Source organism: Desulfofundulus luciae (genome assembly GCF_030813795.1).
In the GTDB taxonomy this organism is placed as follows: domain Bacteria; phylum Bacillota; class Desulfotomaculia; order Desulfotomaculales; family Desulfovirgulaceae; genus Desulfofundulus; species Desulfofundulus luciae.
Map to the genome: position 1 here is coordinate 112,176 of NZ_JAUSUX010000001.1, position 14,108 is coordinate 126,283.

Consider the following 14,108-nt stretch of genomic DNA (forward strand, 5'->3'; position numbering starts at 1 on the left):
GGGTGGTTTGGGGAATGTATTTCACGGGGGTTTTCAAGTGTGTATCGTCTGGTTTATGCCGACGCCGGGGGGCGTTTTTACGATCATCCTGAAATGGCTGCAGTTGGACGGACCGGGGACCGGTTTGTGGAAATAACCCCTTCCGATATGATGCCCCTGCCCCGGGGGGCTTCCCTGGTGCTCATTCCGGCCGGGAGCCCGGTGGGGCTCGACCGGCGGGGTAATTTTGTTCTGGTGGAAAGGGTGCGGGGAGTTTCCGTCTTTGCCGTGGCCGCCCTTTTACCCCAGGGTTACACCCGCACCCTCTTACCGGCCTACCGCCGCCCGGCAGGGAAAAAACCCCTGCCCCTTTTTGGCTATGCAGCGGTGGCCTGGCATAAGGATGGGTTGTGGGTGGCCGCGCGGCAAACGGACAACCCCTACCGCTGGGATCCCGGGCATTACAGTACCCCGGAGCTGGGGCGTTTGATTTCCGAGCGCCTGGGCCGCCATCCCGGGAATCCCGTCCTGGCCCAACTGGCCCGTTGCGCCCGGGAGTACTCCTGTTTTACCGCCCAGAATATTTTTTACCGTCGCTGGGAGGGAGGGGTACCCGTTTCCCCCAGTTGCAATGCCCGCTGCCTGGGGTGTATCTCCAGGCAGCCGGCCGAATGCTGTCCCTCCCCGCAGAAGCGGATTTCATCCGCTCCCCCGGTGGAAGCGGTGGTGGAGGTAATGGAGGAGCACTTAAGGAGCGCTCCCGGGGCCATCATCAGTTTCGGCCAGGGATGCGAGGGAGAACCGCTCCTGGCTGCCGGTACCATTGCCGCTGCCATTTCCCGGGTGCGGCGGCTGGTGTCCCGGGGGACTATCAATATAAACACCAATGCCGGCCATACTGCCGGCATGGAAAAAATCATCGCCAGTGGGGTTGACTCCATAAGGGTGAGTTTAATCAGCGCCAGACCTGATATTTATCGTGCCTACCACCGGCCGCACAATTACGATCTCCATGACGTGCGCCGTTCCATCGTGCTGGCCCGGCAGGCGGGGGTGTTTGTTTCCCTGAACCTCCTGGTTCTGCCCGGCCTGACCGACCGCGAGGAAGAGGTAAAAAGCCTCCTGGCCTTTATCCGGGAGACCGGGGTCCAGATGGTACAACTGCGCAATTTGAACATCGACCCGGACTACCTCTTCGGCCGCCTGCCTCCGGCCCGGGGGGACTTGACAGGTATAGGAGAGTTCATTACCCGGTTGAAGAAAGTGCCGGGTCTTCTGGTGGGGAATTTCAGCCGGGAGATGTAGCCGTGGCGTACCGGTTTCTGCCTTCTTTTTTGGCCCGGTACATGGCCCGGTCGGCGGCCAGGATCAAACCTTCGGCGTCCCGGGCGTGATCCGGGTAAACCGCTACCCCCAGGCTGATGGTCAGCCGTCCACCCGGCTGCTTTTCGCCGTGGGGGAAGGAGTGTTTTTCCACCTTCCGGCGCAGTTTTTCCGCCACGGTAACCGCCCCGGCCGGGTCCGTCTGGGGCAGCAGGATGATAAATTCCTCACCGCCATAGCGGTAGACGGTATCCATGTCCCGGATGCTGGAAACAAACAAACCGGCCAGCTGCCGCAGGACTTCGTCCCCGGCCAGGTGCCCGTTGGTATCGTTATAGTTTTTAAAGAAATCCACGTCGGCCATAATTAAGGCCAGGGGGGTGGAGTAACGTTTGGCCCGGGAAAGCTCCCGCTGCAGGTCAAGGGCCAGCTGGCGCCGGTTGAAAAGACCGGTCAGGGGGTCCCGGCTGGCCTGGTTTACCAGGGTGTCCGTCAGCTGCTTGCGCCGGATCAGGGAATGGGTGCGGATTAGCAATTCCCTTTTATCCACAGGTTTGATCAGGAAATCGTCCGCCCCGCATTCCAGGCCGCGGATTTTCTCCTCCCGTCCCTGGCGGGAAGTGATGAATACCACCGGGATGTCTTTTAAGCCGGTGTTCTCCTTCAGGTGCCGGCAGACTTCAAAGCCGTCCATGCCGGGCAGGACGACGTCCAGGAGGATCAGGTCGGGTCTTTGTTGTTCGGCTATACGCAATGCTTCCGCGCCGTCGGCAGCGGTAATTACCTCAATGCCTTCCCCGGCCAGGTACCCGGCCAGGATCTTGCGCTGCAGGGGGCTGTCCTCCACCAGGAGTACCCGGGCTGCCCCCCTGGGTCCCAGGGGCTGGTCGGCAAGTTGCTTTTCAAGCTGGCGCAGGGTAACCACCGATTTTAATCGCGCGGACAAATCCAGCCTGTTAATGGGCTTGTGCAATACCTCGTACACCCGTAACCACGGGCATTCGGGGAAGAGGTCCTGGGGACTGGTGATGAGAATTACCGGCAGGGCGTCCCCCTGCTCCTGTAAAAAAAGGGATAGGCAACCGGAATGGTGCTGCGGGTTTGGAGGTTCAAAGATGAGCACATCGGACCAACCCCGGCGAATGGCCTCAATGGCCTCCTCTTCCCGGATGGTGATGAGCAAATTAAACAGCTCATAATCCATTTGTGAAGCCACCGCCGTGATGGTTTCGTGGCTGCCGGACAACAACAATACCAGCGGGTGAAAAAAAAGGCCTGCCAAAGCAAAAACCTCCCATTTTGATGCTGAAATTAGTATTACAGCGATATTAATAGGCATTACTGTCGCGTGTGGCAAAACGCTGCTCTAAAAAGCAAAAGACCCCGGGCAGTTTCTCGCTGCGATCATGCCAGTTGTTTTAAACAACAAGGAATTGCTTCAAAGGGCTGTTTATTAATTGACTTAAATGGAAGGCTCCTGGGTCTACATATTACCTTATCATGAAATTTCGCTCAATTCAAGACTGACAAATCTTGCTCCATGTTATTCCCTATGTTATAATAATTAAGTATGCGATTAAGATGCAATGAGGCTTTAAGTGAGGTGATTTTCCAGTGAAGGAAGGCATCCACCCCAAATACGGGCCGGCGAGGGTAATTTGCGTCTGCGGCAACACCTTTGAAACCGGTTCGACCAAAAAGGAGCTCAGGGTAGAAATTTGTTCCAAATGCCACCCCTTCTTTACCGGTTCCCAGCGGACCGTGGAGACCAGGGGAAGGGCGGACCGGTTCCGCAAAAAATACGGCTTGAAGTAGGGTAGCAGAGCGGGGGCTCTGCTATTTGCTTGGAGACGCCGCCGCCCGTAAGAGCGTTTGACTTTTTTCGCGGCGGGATAAGCGCCGCCCCGGGCGGTTTCGCCTCCAGTAGGCGTAAGGGGAGAGGATGATGAGCGATTTTCAATACGGCGGGCAGGCCGTCATTGAGGGAGTAATGATGCGGGGGCCGGTATTAAGGGCCGTGGCGGTGCGGCGGCCAGACGCCACCGTTGTTCTGGATACCAGGCCCGTGGGTTCCCTGGCTGCCCGGTTCCCCGTGCTGAAATGGCCCCTCATCAGGGGAGTGGTGGTATTGATTGAATCCCTGGTCATGGGCCTGGAGGCCCTCTCCTTTTCGGCCAACCAGGCCGTGGGGGAGGAGGAACTGAGCACCCGCGACATTGTTTTAACCCTGGCGGTGGCCCTGGCCCTGGGGATATTTTTGTTCGTGATCCTGCCCGCCGGTCTCGCCCATTTCCTGGCCGGCTTTATGCGGGGGGCTCTGGTCCAGAATTTTGTTGAAGGAGTCATTCGTTTGGGCGTCTTTCTCCTTTATGTGGTCTCCATAGGGATGCTGCCCGATATCCGGCGGGTCTTTCAGTACCACGGGGCCGAACACAAGGTGATCAATGCCTACGAGGCCGGTGAGGAGCTTACCGTGCCCAGTGTACAGCGCCACTCCACCTTTCACCCCCGTTGCGGCACCAGTTTTATCCTCATTGTGCTGGTGGTGAGCATTTTTCTTTTCTCCCTGCTGGGCGAGCAGGTGCTATGGTGGCGGATTACCTCCCGCATTATGCTGCTGCCCGTGCTTGCGGGAGTTTCCTATGAACTGTTAAAGCTTTCGGCCAGGTACCCGGGCTTCTTCCTGTGCCGGCTTTTCATCGTCCCCGGCCGGTGGCTGCAGAGCCTGACCACCCGGGAGCCAGATGACGACCAGGTGGAAGTGGCCATCTCCGCCCTGGGAGCGGTGCTAGGAGGTGATGCAAGGCATGCTCGACAAACTGGACAGCCTGGAGCAGCGCTATGAGGAATTGAGCAACCTGATTGCCGACCCGGAAGTAATTAACGACCGGGCGCGCTGGCAGCAATATGTCAAGGCTCATGCGGAACTGGAAGAGATCGTCGGCGTGTACCGGGAGTATAAAAAGGTGTGCCGGGACATCCGGGAGGCAAAGGACCTCTTGCGGGAAAAGCTGGAGCCGGATTTCCGGGAGCTGGTGGAGACGGAGCTTGAGGCGCAGGAGGAGAAGAAAGAGGAACTGGAGCACAAATTAAAAGTGCTGCTGCTGCCCAGGGATCCCAATGATGAGAAGAACGTCATTATGGAAATACGCGCCGGTACCGGGGGGGAAGAGGCGGCCCTTTTTGCCGCCGACCTGTTTCGCATGTACACCCGGTATGCCGAGCGCCAGGGCTGGAAAATTGATCTGATGAATACCAGCTACACCGATCTGGGTGGCATCAAGGAAGTCATCTTTCTCATCGAGGGCAGGGGGGCTTACAGCCGGTTGAAGTTTGAAAGCGGCGTGCACCGGGTGCAGCGGGTGCCCACCACCGAGTCGGGGGGGCGCATCCATACTTCGGCTGCGACGGTGGCCGTCCTGCCTGAAGCCGAAGAAGTGGAAGTGGAGATCAACCCCAACGACCTGCGCATAGATGTCTTTTGCTCCACCGGACCGGGCGGCCAGTCGGTGAACACGACCCAGTCCGCGGTGCGCATTACCCACCTGCCCACGGGGATCGTGGTCTCCTGCCAGGACGAAAAAAGCCAGCACAAAAACAAGGAAAAGGCCATGCGGGTCCTGCGGGCCCGTTTGCTGGACCGGTTGCAGGAGGAGCAGCAGCAAAAGATTGCCTCCGCCCGCCGCTCCATGGTGGGTACCGGGGACCGCAGCGAGCGGATCCGCACTTATAACTTTCCGCAAAACCGCGTCACCGACCATCGCATCGGTTTAACCATCCACCGCCTTGAGGAAGTGCTCATGGGCGAGCTGGATGAAATTATCGACGCCCTGGTCACCACGGATCAGGCCCGGCGCCTGCAACAGGTGGATAACGCATAACTCGAGGAGGTAAATATTCAGTGAACACGATTGGGTGCGGTGCTGTCGGCGCGGAGCACTGGAGTGAGCGGGGACCCAGCACTCACTGGAATACTAGCTCTTCCCAAAACCTGATGTGTCAATTAAACCTGAAACACCGGGAGCAGAGTCATATACAGGTGAGTGCTGGGCCGCATCCTCGTTATAACGGTTTTACTGAATATTTACTCGAGGGGAGTTTTTTTATGAATATCGCCACCGCCCTGGCCAGGGCCAGGGCTTTCCTGCGCCAGAAGGGCATTGACGCCGCCCCCCTGGAGGCGGAGGTACTCCTGGCTCATGTTACCGGCATGGACCGGGTGGGTTTATACCGGGAGGCCGGCCGCCTCCTCACCCGGGAGGAGGAAGAAAAGTTCCAGGAACTTTTGCAGCGGCGCGCCGCCGGGGAACCGGTGGCCTACCTGACGGGTTGCCGGGAGTTTATGGGGCTTTCCTTCCGGGTCACCCGGGATGTACTCATTCCCCGCCCGGAAACGGAGCTTTTGGTGGAGGTGGCCCTGGAACTTTTGGCCGGCGGGGCGGTGCCGGGTGAAGAGCGGCTTTTCCTGGCCGATGTGGGCACGGGCAGCGGGGCCATTGCCGTCAGCCTGGCTTACTACCTGGACAAGGGCACCATCTATGCCACCGACATTTCCCCGGCGGCCCTGGCGCTGGCCGCCGAAAACGCCCGGCGGCACCGGGTGTCCGGCCGCATCATCTTTTTGGCCGGGGACTTGCTGTCCCCGCTGCAAAAAATCCTTTCTCCGGGCAGCCTGTCCCTGGTGGCCGCCAACCTGCCCTACATCCCCTCGGCCGCCGTTGGCCAGTTGATGCCCGATGTGGCCCGCTATGAGCCGCACCTGGCTCTGGACGGCGGCTGTGACGGCCTGGAGCTCTACCGGCGCCTGGTTCCCCAGGCCCGGGAGCTGCTGGCTCCGGGAGGTTACCTGCTCATGGAGATCGATCCCTCCCAGGCCCCTCTCATGGCCCGGCTGCTCCCGGAAGGCGCCTGGCGCTACGGGGTGCGGCGGGACCTGGCCGGCCGGGAGCGGCTGGTGGTGGCACAACTTATGGTTTCTTGTATGTCTAAAACGCCTTCCACGCTGTAAGTACACCGGTGAAAAAAATCAAGAGGCCGCTGGTTACCGTGAGCCAGCGCCATCTGCGCTGACCCAGCATGCTCTGGGCCAGGTGGGAAAGCTTCACGAACAAAAGCCCCACCCCCACCAGGGCCAGCGCCCCTCCCAGCCCAAAGGCCAGGACAAGGCTTAACCCCACCATGGGGGTGCCGCTGCCGATGGAGAGGAGCATCACCGTCAGGGCCCCCGGGCAGGGGACCAGGCCGCTGGTGACTCCCACCAGTAACAATCCCCAGCGGTCCCGGCGTACTCTGGTTCCTGCGGGCGGGCGTCCCGGCCGGCCGCAGTGGGGGCAGCAGTCACTCCGCATAAAAAGCAGCCGCAGGCCGATGAGAGCAATGAGCACGCCCGAGATCACCTGCAACCACACTCCCAGTTCCTGCCGGGGCATTCCCGCCGTCGCCACGGTGAACCAGGTAACCCAGCGGGCGCCCATCGCCAGGACAAGCACCACCAGGGTGTGGGTGGCTGCCGTGAACAGTCCCAATAGCAGCGCATCTACAGCCCGTCCCCGGGAAAGAACCAGGTAGGCCCCCATTATGCTCTTACCGTGTCCCGGTTCCAGGGCATGCAGGAGACCCAGGCCAAAGGCCGATAAATGGGTAATGCCGAAAGTCAAACCCCTCACCCCGACCGCAAAAATTCCCCCATTTATGCTGCCTCTATGACTGGACAGGACACTACAGCATATTCCCCGGGTATCATTTTTTAGAACAGCGGTTCTTGACAAAAGATGGGTTATTTGATTAAATAATAAATGCTAATACATTGGAATTATTCTGATCTGGGAGGCATACCTATGAAACTGGAGGAGGCGCTGCACAAGCTAAAAGCGCAGGGTGTGCGCCTGACACCCCAGCGTCAGGAGGTGTTACGCGTTTTGATCGAAGAGGCGGATGGGGAGGAGCACTTGAGCGCCGAGGAAATCTGGCGCCTGGTCCAGAAGCGCTACGCCAGTGTCAGCTTTGATACCATTTACCGCACTTTGCACCTGTTGACCCGCTGCGGCCTGGCCAGCGAACTGGATTTCTCCGACGGCTGCCGGCGTTTCGAATTTGCCGGTAATGGGCACCACCACCACCTGGTTTGCCTGAAATGCGGCCGGGCTGAGGAACTGCCCTTATGTCCGGAGGAGTGTCTGGCCCGGGTACAGGCGGAAAGGCCGGGGTTTAAAGTTACCGGCCATGCGTTTAAAATCTACGGATATTGCCAAAGATGTCAGTAAATACAGGTAGAACATTCAAGAGGCCGCTCTAACCAATTCTGCTTTAAAACAAGTAACAGGATACCAATTATGGTGCCGGGTGTTTTCGTATCCGGTTTTCGTGGTTTTAGTCGTTCCTCCGGGACGACCTTCGCCCTTGCCTGTTTTTGGGGTTCTGGCATAATACGTGTCTGGAGGGTGCAGGAACTTGAAAAAAAGGGTGCTTTTTTTGCTTGTTGCAGCCCTGCTGTTGTTCAATATACCCGGATGCGGCACCACTACTGCATCCGGCCCGCCGGCGGATGGGAAAATAGCGGTGGTGACCACCATCTATCCCCTTTACGATTTTGCCCGCCAGGTGGGGGGAGAACGGGTTGAGGTTACCAATCTTGTGCCTGCAGGGGTGGAGCCCCATGGATGGGAGCCAACGTCCCGGGACATGGTACGCCTGACTCAAGCGAAGGTTTTCATCTTTAACGGTGCAGGCATGGAACCCTGGGTGGAGCGGCAGTTGGGCATGCTTGAAGAAAAGGGGGTAAAAGTGGTCGAGGCCAGCCGGGGCCTGGATCTTATTACCGGCAGTCCCGGGCAAGGCCATGAACACCGCGCTGCTCCGGCAGGGGACACCGTTGTGGACCCCCATGTCTGGCTGGATCCGGTGCAGGCACAGGAAATAGTGCGGCATATACAGGATGCTTTTATCGCCGTGGATCCAGACCACGCATCCTACTACAAATCCCGGGCCGAAGAGTACATAGCCAAACTCCAGGATCTAGACCGGGAGTACCGGGAAGCCGCGCAAAGCTTCAAGAGCCGGGATATAGTTACCTCCCATGCGGCCTTTGGATACCTGGCCCGGCGTTACGGGTTGCGCCAGGTGCCGGTAATGGGTCTTTCTCCCGAGAGCGAACCCGATCCGGCCCATATGCGCGAGGTGGCGGCCTTTTGCCGGGAACACAATGTAAAGTACATTTTCTTTGAAACCCTGGTCAGCCCGAAATTATCGGAAACCCTGGCCCGGGAGGTGGGTGCCCGCACTCTTGTGCTTAACCCCCTGGGCGGACTCACGCCGGAAGAAATGGCCAGGGGTGAAGATTACCTGTCTGTGATGAGGCAAAACCTGGCCAATTTAAAGATTGCCCTGGGGGGTAAATCATGAACCTGGTAGAAGTAAAGGACCTTTCCTTTAGCTACGGTGAGGAAATGGTTCTCGAGCGTATTAACCTTACCGTGGCCAGGGGGGATTTTCTCGCCCTGATGGGCCCCAACGGTTCGGGTAAGACTACCCTGGTAAAGTTGATCCTGGGCTTGTTAAAGCCCCTTACCGGGGAGGTCAGGTTGTTTGGCAGCCCCGTGAACCGCTTTCGCCAGTGGCACCGGGTCGGCTACGTGCCCCAGAAGGCCACCAGTTTTGATGCCCGTTTTCCGGCAACGGTGGAAGAAGTGGTTTTTGCCGGCCGTTTTGGCCTTCTGGGCCCGGGGCGCCGCCCGGGGGAGGAGGACCGCCGGGCGGTGGAGGAAGCCCTGGAACTGGTAGGGCTCGGCGGTGCCGGGCACCGGACCATCGGCAACCTTTCCGGCGGGCAGCAGCAGCGGGTGTTTATTGCCCGGGCACTGGTGGGCAAGCCCGAATTGCTGGTGCTGGACGAACCGGTGGTGGGTTTGGACAGCCGGGCGCTTGATTCCTTTTATGCTTTGCTGGAGCGCCTCAACCGGGATATGGGCATCACCCTGATCACCGTGTCCCACGATACCGGCACCGTAGCCCGCCGGGTGGGCAAAGTGGCCTGTATCAACCGCCGCCTGATCTGCCACGGTACACCGTCCCAGGTATTGACCACCGCCAACCTGGCCCGTCTCTACGGGATACCGGTCCGGCGGGTAGCGCACGGCCACTAGACAATGCCGCGACTTGAGAGGATGACTCAAAAACAAAGAAGGGGATTCATTATGGGAGAAATTTTCTCATACGATTTTATGGTTCGGGCGCTACTGGCCGGGCTGGTAGTGGGCGTCCTCTGCCCGGCGGTGGGTGTGTTTCTGGTCATGCGCCGGTACGCCTTCATGGCCGATACCCTGGCCCACGTCTCCCTGGCCGGGGTGGCCCTGGGCATGATCCTGGGCATTTCCCCTTTTCTGACCACCCTGGCCGTGGTCCTGGCGGCCGCCCTGGGTGTCGAACGCCTGCGGGCCGCCGGGCGGTTGCACGGGGAGGCCGTCCTGGCCCTGATGATGAGCAGCGGTCTGGCCCTGGCCGTGGTTCTGATCAGCCTGGCCCGGGGCTTTAACATGGACGTTATGGGTTACCTTTTCGGCAGCATTCTGACCGTCGGTTCCGGGGATTTACTCCTTATCCTGGTGGTAGGGGCGGTAGTGCTAGGGTTACTGGCCTTCTTCTATAAAGAATTGTTTTTTATCTCCTTTGACGAGGAGTGTGCCCGGGTGGCCGGTTTGCCGGTGGACCGCCTGAATGTGCTTTTCATCCTGCTGGTAGCCCTGACCGTATCCGTAGCCACCAGGGTGGTGGGAATCCTCCTGGTGAGCGCCCTGATGGTTATCCCGGTGCTTATCGCCCAGTTGCTCTCCGGCAGTTTCCGGCGCCTGTTCTGGCTTTCCCTGGTCCTGGGTGTAACGGTTTGCTTCTGGGGCCTGGTTCTTTCCTACCACCTGGGCACGGCGCCCGGTGGTTCCATTGTCCTGCTGGCGGCGGCGTTTTTCGTCCTGGTCCAGGGCGGCACGGTCGCCTGGCGCGCCCGGCAGCGCCGCCGCCTGGTTAATGGAACGAAAGGAAAACTCCCCCTGGTGAAGCTGGGGGAGCGTGCGTCCGGCCCATGAGTTCATGATTGTGTTTTCAGGCGATGGATGTTTTTCACTTCCGCCTCCATGCGGGAGAAAGGGCAGGCAACTATTTAATCACCAGCCGGCGCATCAGGTAGAGGGGCAGGGGAAACAATACGGCGGTTAATGCCACCAGCCAGATGAAATCCCAGATTAAACCGGGATGCACCTGGCCCAGCACCAGGCTGCGTACCAGGTTGACCACGTGGTAAAGAGGGCTGGCCCAGGCCAGCTTTTGCATTATCCGGGGCAGGCCGCTTAAAGGGAAGAAGACTCCGGAGAAGAGAAAAAGGGGCGTCATGATCAGGGAGAAGAAATAATTGAAATTTTCTATGTTGGGCACCAGCCCCGTCCAGATCATGGAAAAAACAGCAAACAAAAGCCCCGCCACGGCCAGCACCGGGGGTACCAGCAACGCCCAGGGCGAGACCACCAGACCCAGGGCCAGGATTACCACCAGGATCACCGAGCCGTACAGGATACTTTTGAAGGTACCGTACAGTATTTCGGCCACGATTATGTCATCCATGCTTACCGGGGTGGCTACCATGGCGTGAAAGGTTTTCTGGTATTCCATGCGCACAAAGGTGCCGTAGGTACACTCGTAACTGGTGGCGAACATGGCCGAAGAAGCCACCAGCCCGGGAGCCAGGTAATTCAAATAGGGCAGTCCTTCCATGGGTTGTACGTAGGCGCCCAGGCCAAGTCCCAGTGCCGCAATGTACAGGAGGGGCTCGAAAAAGTTAAAAGAAAGGTTTGTTTTCCAGTTGCGGCTGAAAACGATCAGGTGGCGGCGCAGCACCTGCCATACCAGCGGGGAAACGTCCAGGAACTTCAAGCCTGCAACCCCCTTCCGGTGAGCTTTAAAAACACGTCCTCCAGGGTGGCGGGACGCAGCAAAAGTTGGGAAAAAGAGAGGGGCATGTCCTGCAGGGCCTGGAGGAGGGCCTGGCCGTTTTCCCGGGGGAAAAGGAAGAGGTTGTCCCCCACCGCCAGGTGGCCCCGGAGCAGGTGGTTCGTCCGGTCCACAACCATTTTTACCGGATCTTTGCAGTTTAGCGCCGGCTGGAACTGTTCGGTGCGCTCCATCCGGTCCAGGCCCACCTCCACCACTTCCCGGCCAATGTGTTTGGCCACCAGCCCCTGCGGGTCGCCCTCCTCCAGAATTTCGCCCCTATCCATGATCACCAGGCGGTCGCAGAGCTGGCTGGCCTCCTCCAGGTAATGGGTGGTCAGCAGCAGGGTCACCCCCCGCTCTTTCAGGCGGCGCAGGCGCTGCCAGACCAGGTGGCGCGCCTGGGGGTCGAGCCCCGTGGTGGGCTCGTCCAGGATCACCAGGTCGGGGTTATTGATCAGCGCCCGGGCAATGGTCAGACGGCGTCTCATGCCCCCGGAGAGGCGGTCCACCCTGTCGTTGGCCCGGTCGGCCAGGTCGAAAAACTCCAGCAGTTCCATGGCCCGGGTGCGGGCGGTGGCTGCCGGGATGCGGAAATAATTGGCGTAGACGAGCAGGTTCTGCAGCACTTTTAAATCCGGGTCCAGATTGTTTTCCTGGGGCACCACTCCCAGCCGGCTTTTTATTTCCCGGGGCTTTTTTTGTACATCCATGCCCAGGACGGTGAGCCTCCCGGAAGTAACGGGGGACAGGCAGTAGATCATATTCACGGTAGTAGTTTTCCCCGCCCCGTTGGGGCCGAGAAAGCCGAAGCACTCCCGGGGCCGCACGCGAAAGTCGATGCTGCGTACGGCCACTTTACCGTTGTATTCTTTAGTTAGCTTTTCGGCAACTATGACATCCATCCCTGTCTCTCCGGTAAATGTTGGCCTTAAAAAGATGCGGAATGCCCGTAACTTATTTCGCTTGGTTACCGGCCTTCAACCGGGGTGGTTCAAACTATATTCTATAACAAAACCGCCTTACCTACCATGGGCAATTTCCCGTGGTTGTATCTTTTTGGCGCCATTTTGTGGTATACTTTTTGTGGTATACTAACCGGTAAAGTTTCCAAAACGAAGGTATTACAATGGAGCGATCGAAGAATCCCGTTGGGCGGACGACGTACTGGATGGTGGATCCCGCCAGGCCCGATCCCGGGATCATGGCCCGGGCCGGGTTAATTTTGCGTCAAGGGGGGCTCGTGGCCTTTCCCACCGAAACGGTTTACGGCCTGGGAGCCAATGCCCTGGATGCCCTTGCCGTAGTCCGCATCTTTGAAGCCAAGGGACGCCCCCAGGACAACCCCCTGATCGTCCACGTGGCCGACCGGGAAACGGTGAACCGGCTGGCCCGCCGGGTGCCTGCCGGTGCCGGCAGGCTGATGGACGTTTTCTGGCCGGGCCCCCTTACCCTGGTGCTGCCCGCAGCACCAGTTGTTCCCCGGCAGGTGACGGCGGGACTGGACAGCGTGGGCATACGCATGCCCGGCCATCCCGTGGCCCTGGCCCTGATTGCGGCCGCCGGGGTGCCGGTGGCGGCGCCCAGTGCCAACCTTTCCGGCCGCCCCAGCCCCACCACCGCCGGGCACGTTCTGCAGGACCTGGACGGCCGCATTGAAGCCATCCTGGACGGCGGTCCCGCGGGGGTGGGTCTTGAGTCAACGGTACTGGATCTTACCGGGGATGTGCCCGTGATTCTCCGTCCCGGGGGTATAACTCGCGAGGAACTGGAAAAGGTTATTGGTGAGGTGCGGGTAGACCCGGGCATTGATGGCGTGCCCGGCTGTGGTTCTCCTGCCGGCGAATTTCGCCCCCGTTCGCCGGGCATGAAGTACCGGCATTATGCCCCCCGGGCCCCCCTGGTGCTGGTGGAGGGGGAGCCGGAACGGGTGGTGGCCCGGTTGAAGGAACTGGCCGGGGGTTACCGGTCCCGGGGTTTGCGGGTTGGGGTTCTGGCCACCGCCGAAACCGCCAGAGAATGCCAGGAAGACCGGGTGGTGGTGGCCGGCTCGCGGCAGGACCCTGCCGGCATAGCTTCCCGGCTCTTTGCCGCCCTGCGCCGGTTTGATGAACTGGGGGTGGACATCATCCTGGCCGAGGGTATCGAGCCCCGGGGTCTGGGACTTGCCGTGATGAACCGCCTGCGGCGGGCCGCGGGCAACCGCATTGAACGGGTGTGACTTCCGTCCCCGTTTTGGTGTATAGAAGGGGTTTTCTGGAGGCAACAGGGGTGAGTATTCCAACCTTACTTTTGCTGGCGGTAGCCCTGGGCACCGATGCCTTTTCCCTGTGCCTGGGCATTGGGATGACCGGGGTCAGGCGCCTGCAAATATTGCTCATTACTTTAACCGTGCTCCTTTTTCATATTGCCATGCCCCTTTTGGGCTTTGAAGCGGGGGAACTGGTGGGCGGATTGCTGGGCCGCGCGGCCACCACAGCGGGAGCAGTGCTGCTCCTTTACCTTGGCCTGCGCATGATCAGGGAAGCCTTTAGCGAGGAAGAACCGCGCGTTGTTTTGCTGAACAACTGGGGATTGTTTCTTCTGGGGGCCAGCGTAAGCATGGATGCCCTGAGTGTAGGTTTTACCCTGGGTACCCTGCGGACGCAGTTGCTTTTTACCGTGCTCACCTTCGGGCTGGTGGCCGGTCTCATGACCTTTTCCGGGCTGGTGCTGGGACGCTACCTTGGACAAATGGTGGGGGAAAGGGCGCGGCTTTTGGGCGGGTTGATCCTGGTGGGTATCGGGGTTAAGCTGTTTTTATAAATGGTGATGGCATTACCGGGAGGCGT

At 59.5% G+C, this 14,108-nt stretch carries 15 protein-coding genes; 11 read left to right on the forward strand and 4 right to left on the reverse strand.

Annotation, left to right across the window (positions count from 1 at the left end; all coding sequences use genetic code 11):
• The first annotated feature begins 39 nt into the window (after window positions 1–39).
• Entirely contained in the window at window positions 40–1,284 is a 1,245-nt protein-coding gene (locus J2Z49_RS00560) for a radical SAM protein (protein WP_307398876.1), read from the forward strand.
• On the opposite strand, the gene J2Z49_RS00565 is transcribed toward J2Z49_RS00560, so the two are convergent.
• Window positions 1,268–2,584: a diguanylate cyclase gene (locus J2Z49_RS00565; protein WP_307398878.1), complete on the reverse strand. Its 1,317-nt coding sequence runs from the start codon at window positions 2,582–2,584 to the stop codon at window positions 1,268–1,270. The two genes, J2Z49_RS00560 and J2Z49_RS00565, sit on opposite strands and share 17 nt — an antisense overlap.
• A 332-nt stretch (window positions 2,585–2,916) precedes the next feature.
• Between J2Z49_RS00565 and rpmE the strand changes: the two genes are divergently transcribed.
• The 4 genes from rpmE (at window position 2,917) to prmC (ending at window position 6,310) form a co-directional block, all read left to right on the forward strand.
• Window positions 2,917–3,117 carry a 50S ribosomal protein L31 gene (rpmE, locus tag J2Z49_RS00570; protein ID WP_013824439.1) on the forward strand — a complete coding sequence of 67 codons (201 nt, stop codon included), beginning with the start codon at window positions 2,917–2,919 and terminating at the stop codon, window positions 3,115–3,117.
• Window positions 3,118–3,244: 127 nt separating this feature from the next.
• Window positions 3,245–4,147, forward strand: a complete 903-nt coding sequence (locus J2Z49_RS00575; RefSeq protein ID WP_307398882.1) for a DUF1385 domain-containing protein — start codon at window positions 3,245–3,247, stop codon at window positions 4,145–4,147.
• Window positions 4,110–5,183 carry a peptide chain release factor 1 gene (gene prfA / locus J2Z49_RS00580; protein WP_307398884.1) on the forward strand — a complete coding sequence of 358 codons (1,074 nt, stop codon included), beginning with the start codon at window positions 4,110–4,112 and terminating at the stop codon, window positions 5,181–5,183. Before J2Z49_RS00575 ends, prfA begins: the two co-directional genes overlap by 38 nt.
• Before the next feature lie 224 nt (window positions 5,184–5,407).
• The gene (prmC, locus tag J2Z49_RS00585) at window positions 5,408–6,310 is read left to right on the forward strand and encodes a peptide chain release factor N(5)-glutamine methyltransferase (RefSeq protein ID WP_307398886.1); all 903 of its coding nucleotides are present in this window, start codon (window positions 5,408–5,410) and stop codon (window positions 6,308–6,310) included.
• On the opposite strand, the gene J2Z49_RS00590 is transcribed toward prmC, so the two are convergent.
• Window positions 6,288–6,968, reverse strand: a complete 681-nt coding sequence (locus J2Z49_RS00590) for a nickel/cobalt transporter (protein WP_307398888.1) — start codon at window positions 6,966–6,968, stop codon at window positions 6,288–6,290. The two genes, prmC and J2Z49_RS00590, sit on opposite strands and share 23 nt — an antisense overlap.
• Before the next feature lie 171 nt (window positions 6,969–7,139).
• Here J2Z49_RS00590 and J2Z49_RS00595 point away from each other — a divergent pair, with 171 nt between their 5' ends.
• The 4 genes from J2Z49_RS00595 to J2Z49_RS00610 all read left to right on the forward strand — a co-directional run bounded on the left by J2Z49_RS00595 (window position 7,140) and on the right by J2Z49_RS00610 (window position 10,379).
• A complete protein-coding gene (locus J2Z49_RS00595) occupies window positions 7,140–7,565 on the forward strand; it encodes a Fur family transcriptional regulator (RefSeq protein ID WP_307398889.1) in 426 nt (141 codons plus the stop codon).
• Between the two features lie 187 nt (window positions 7,566–7,752).
• On the forward strand, window positions 7,753–8,703 hold the full coding sequence (locus J2Z49_RS00600) for a metal ABC transporter substrate-binding protein (protein WP_307398890.1): 951 nt from the start codon (window positions 7,753–7,755) through the stop codon (window positions 8,701–8,703).
• Window positions 8,700–9,443 carry a metal ABC transporter ATP-binding protein gene (locus J2Z49_RS00605; protein ID WP_307398891.1) on the forward strand — a complete coding sequence of 248 codons (744 nt, stop codon included), beginning with the start codon at window positions 8,700–8,702 and terminating at the stop codon, window positions 9,441–9,443. Before J2Z49_RS00600 ends, J2Z49_RS00605 begins: the two co-directional genes overlap by 4 nt.
• A gap of 51 nt (window positions 9,444–9,494) precedes the next feature.
• The gene (locus tag J2Z49_RS00610) at window positions 9,495–10,379 is read left to right on the forward strand and encodes a metal ABC transporter permease (RefSeq protein WP_307398893.1); all 885 of its coding nucleotides are present in this window, start codon (window positions 9,495–9,497) and stop codon (window positions 10,377–10,379) included.
• Window positions 10,380–10,449: 70 nt separating this feature from the next.
• Here the strand turns inward: J2Z49_RS00610 and J2Z49_RS00615 are convergent, their stop codons facing one another.
• Entirely contained in the window at window positions 10,450–11,220 is a 771-nt protein-coding gene (locus tag J2Z49_RS00615) for an ABC transporter permease (RefSeq protein ID WP_307398895.1), read from the reverse strand.
• Window positions 11,217–12,182, reverse strand: a complete 966-nt coding sequence (locus J2Z49_RS00620) for an ABC transporter ATP-binding protein (RefSeq protein WP_307398897.1) — start codon at window positions 12,180–12,182, stop codon at window positions 11,217–11,219. Before J2Z49_RS00620 ends, J2Z49_RS00615 begins: the two co-directional genes overlap by 4 nt.
• Window positions 12,183–12,406: 224 nt before the next feature.
• On the opposite strand from J2Z49_RS00620, the gene J2Z49_RS00625 reads away from it, so the two are divergent.
• Together J2Z49_RS00625 and J2Z49_RS00630 are read left to right on the forward strand one after the other, a co-directional pair.
• Window positions 12,407–13,498: an L-threonylcarbamoyladenylate synthase gene (locus J2Z49_RS00625; RefSeq protein ID WP_307398898.1), complete on the forward strand. Its 1,092-nt coding sequence runs from the start codon at window positions 12,407–12,409 to the stop codon at window positions 13,496–13,498.
• Window positions 13,499–13,548: 50 nt separating this feature from the next.
• A complete protein-coding gene (locus J2Z49_RS00630) occupies window positions 13,549–14,082 on the forward strand; it encodes a manganese efflux pump MntP (protein ID WP_307398900.1) in 534 nt (177 codons plus the stop codon).
• The last annotated feature ends 26 nt before the right edge of the window (window positions 14,083–14,108 follow it).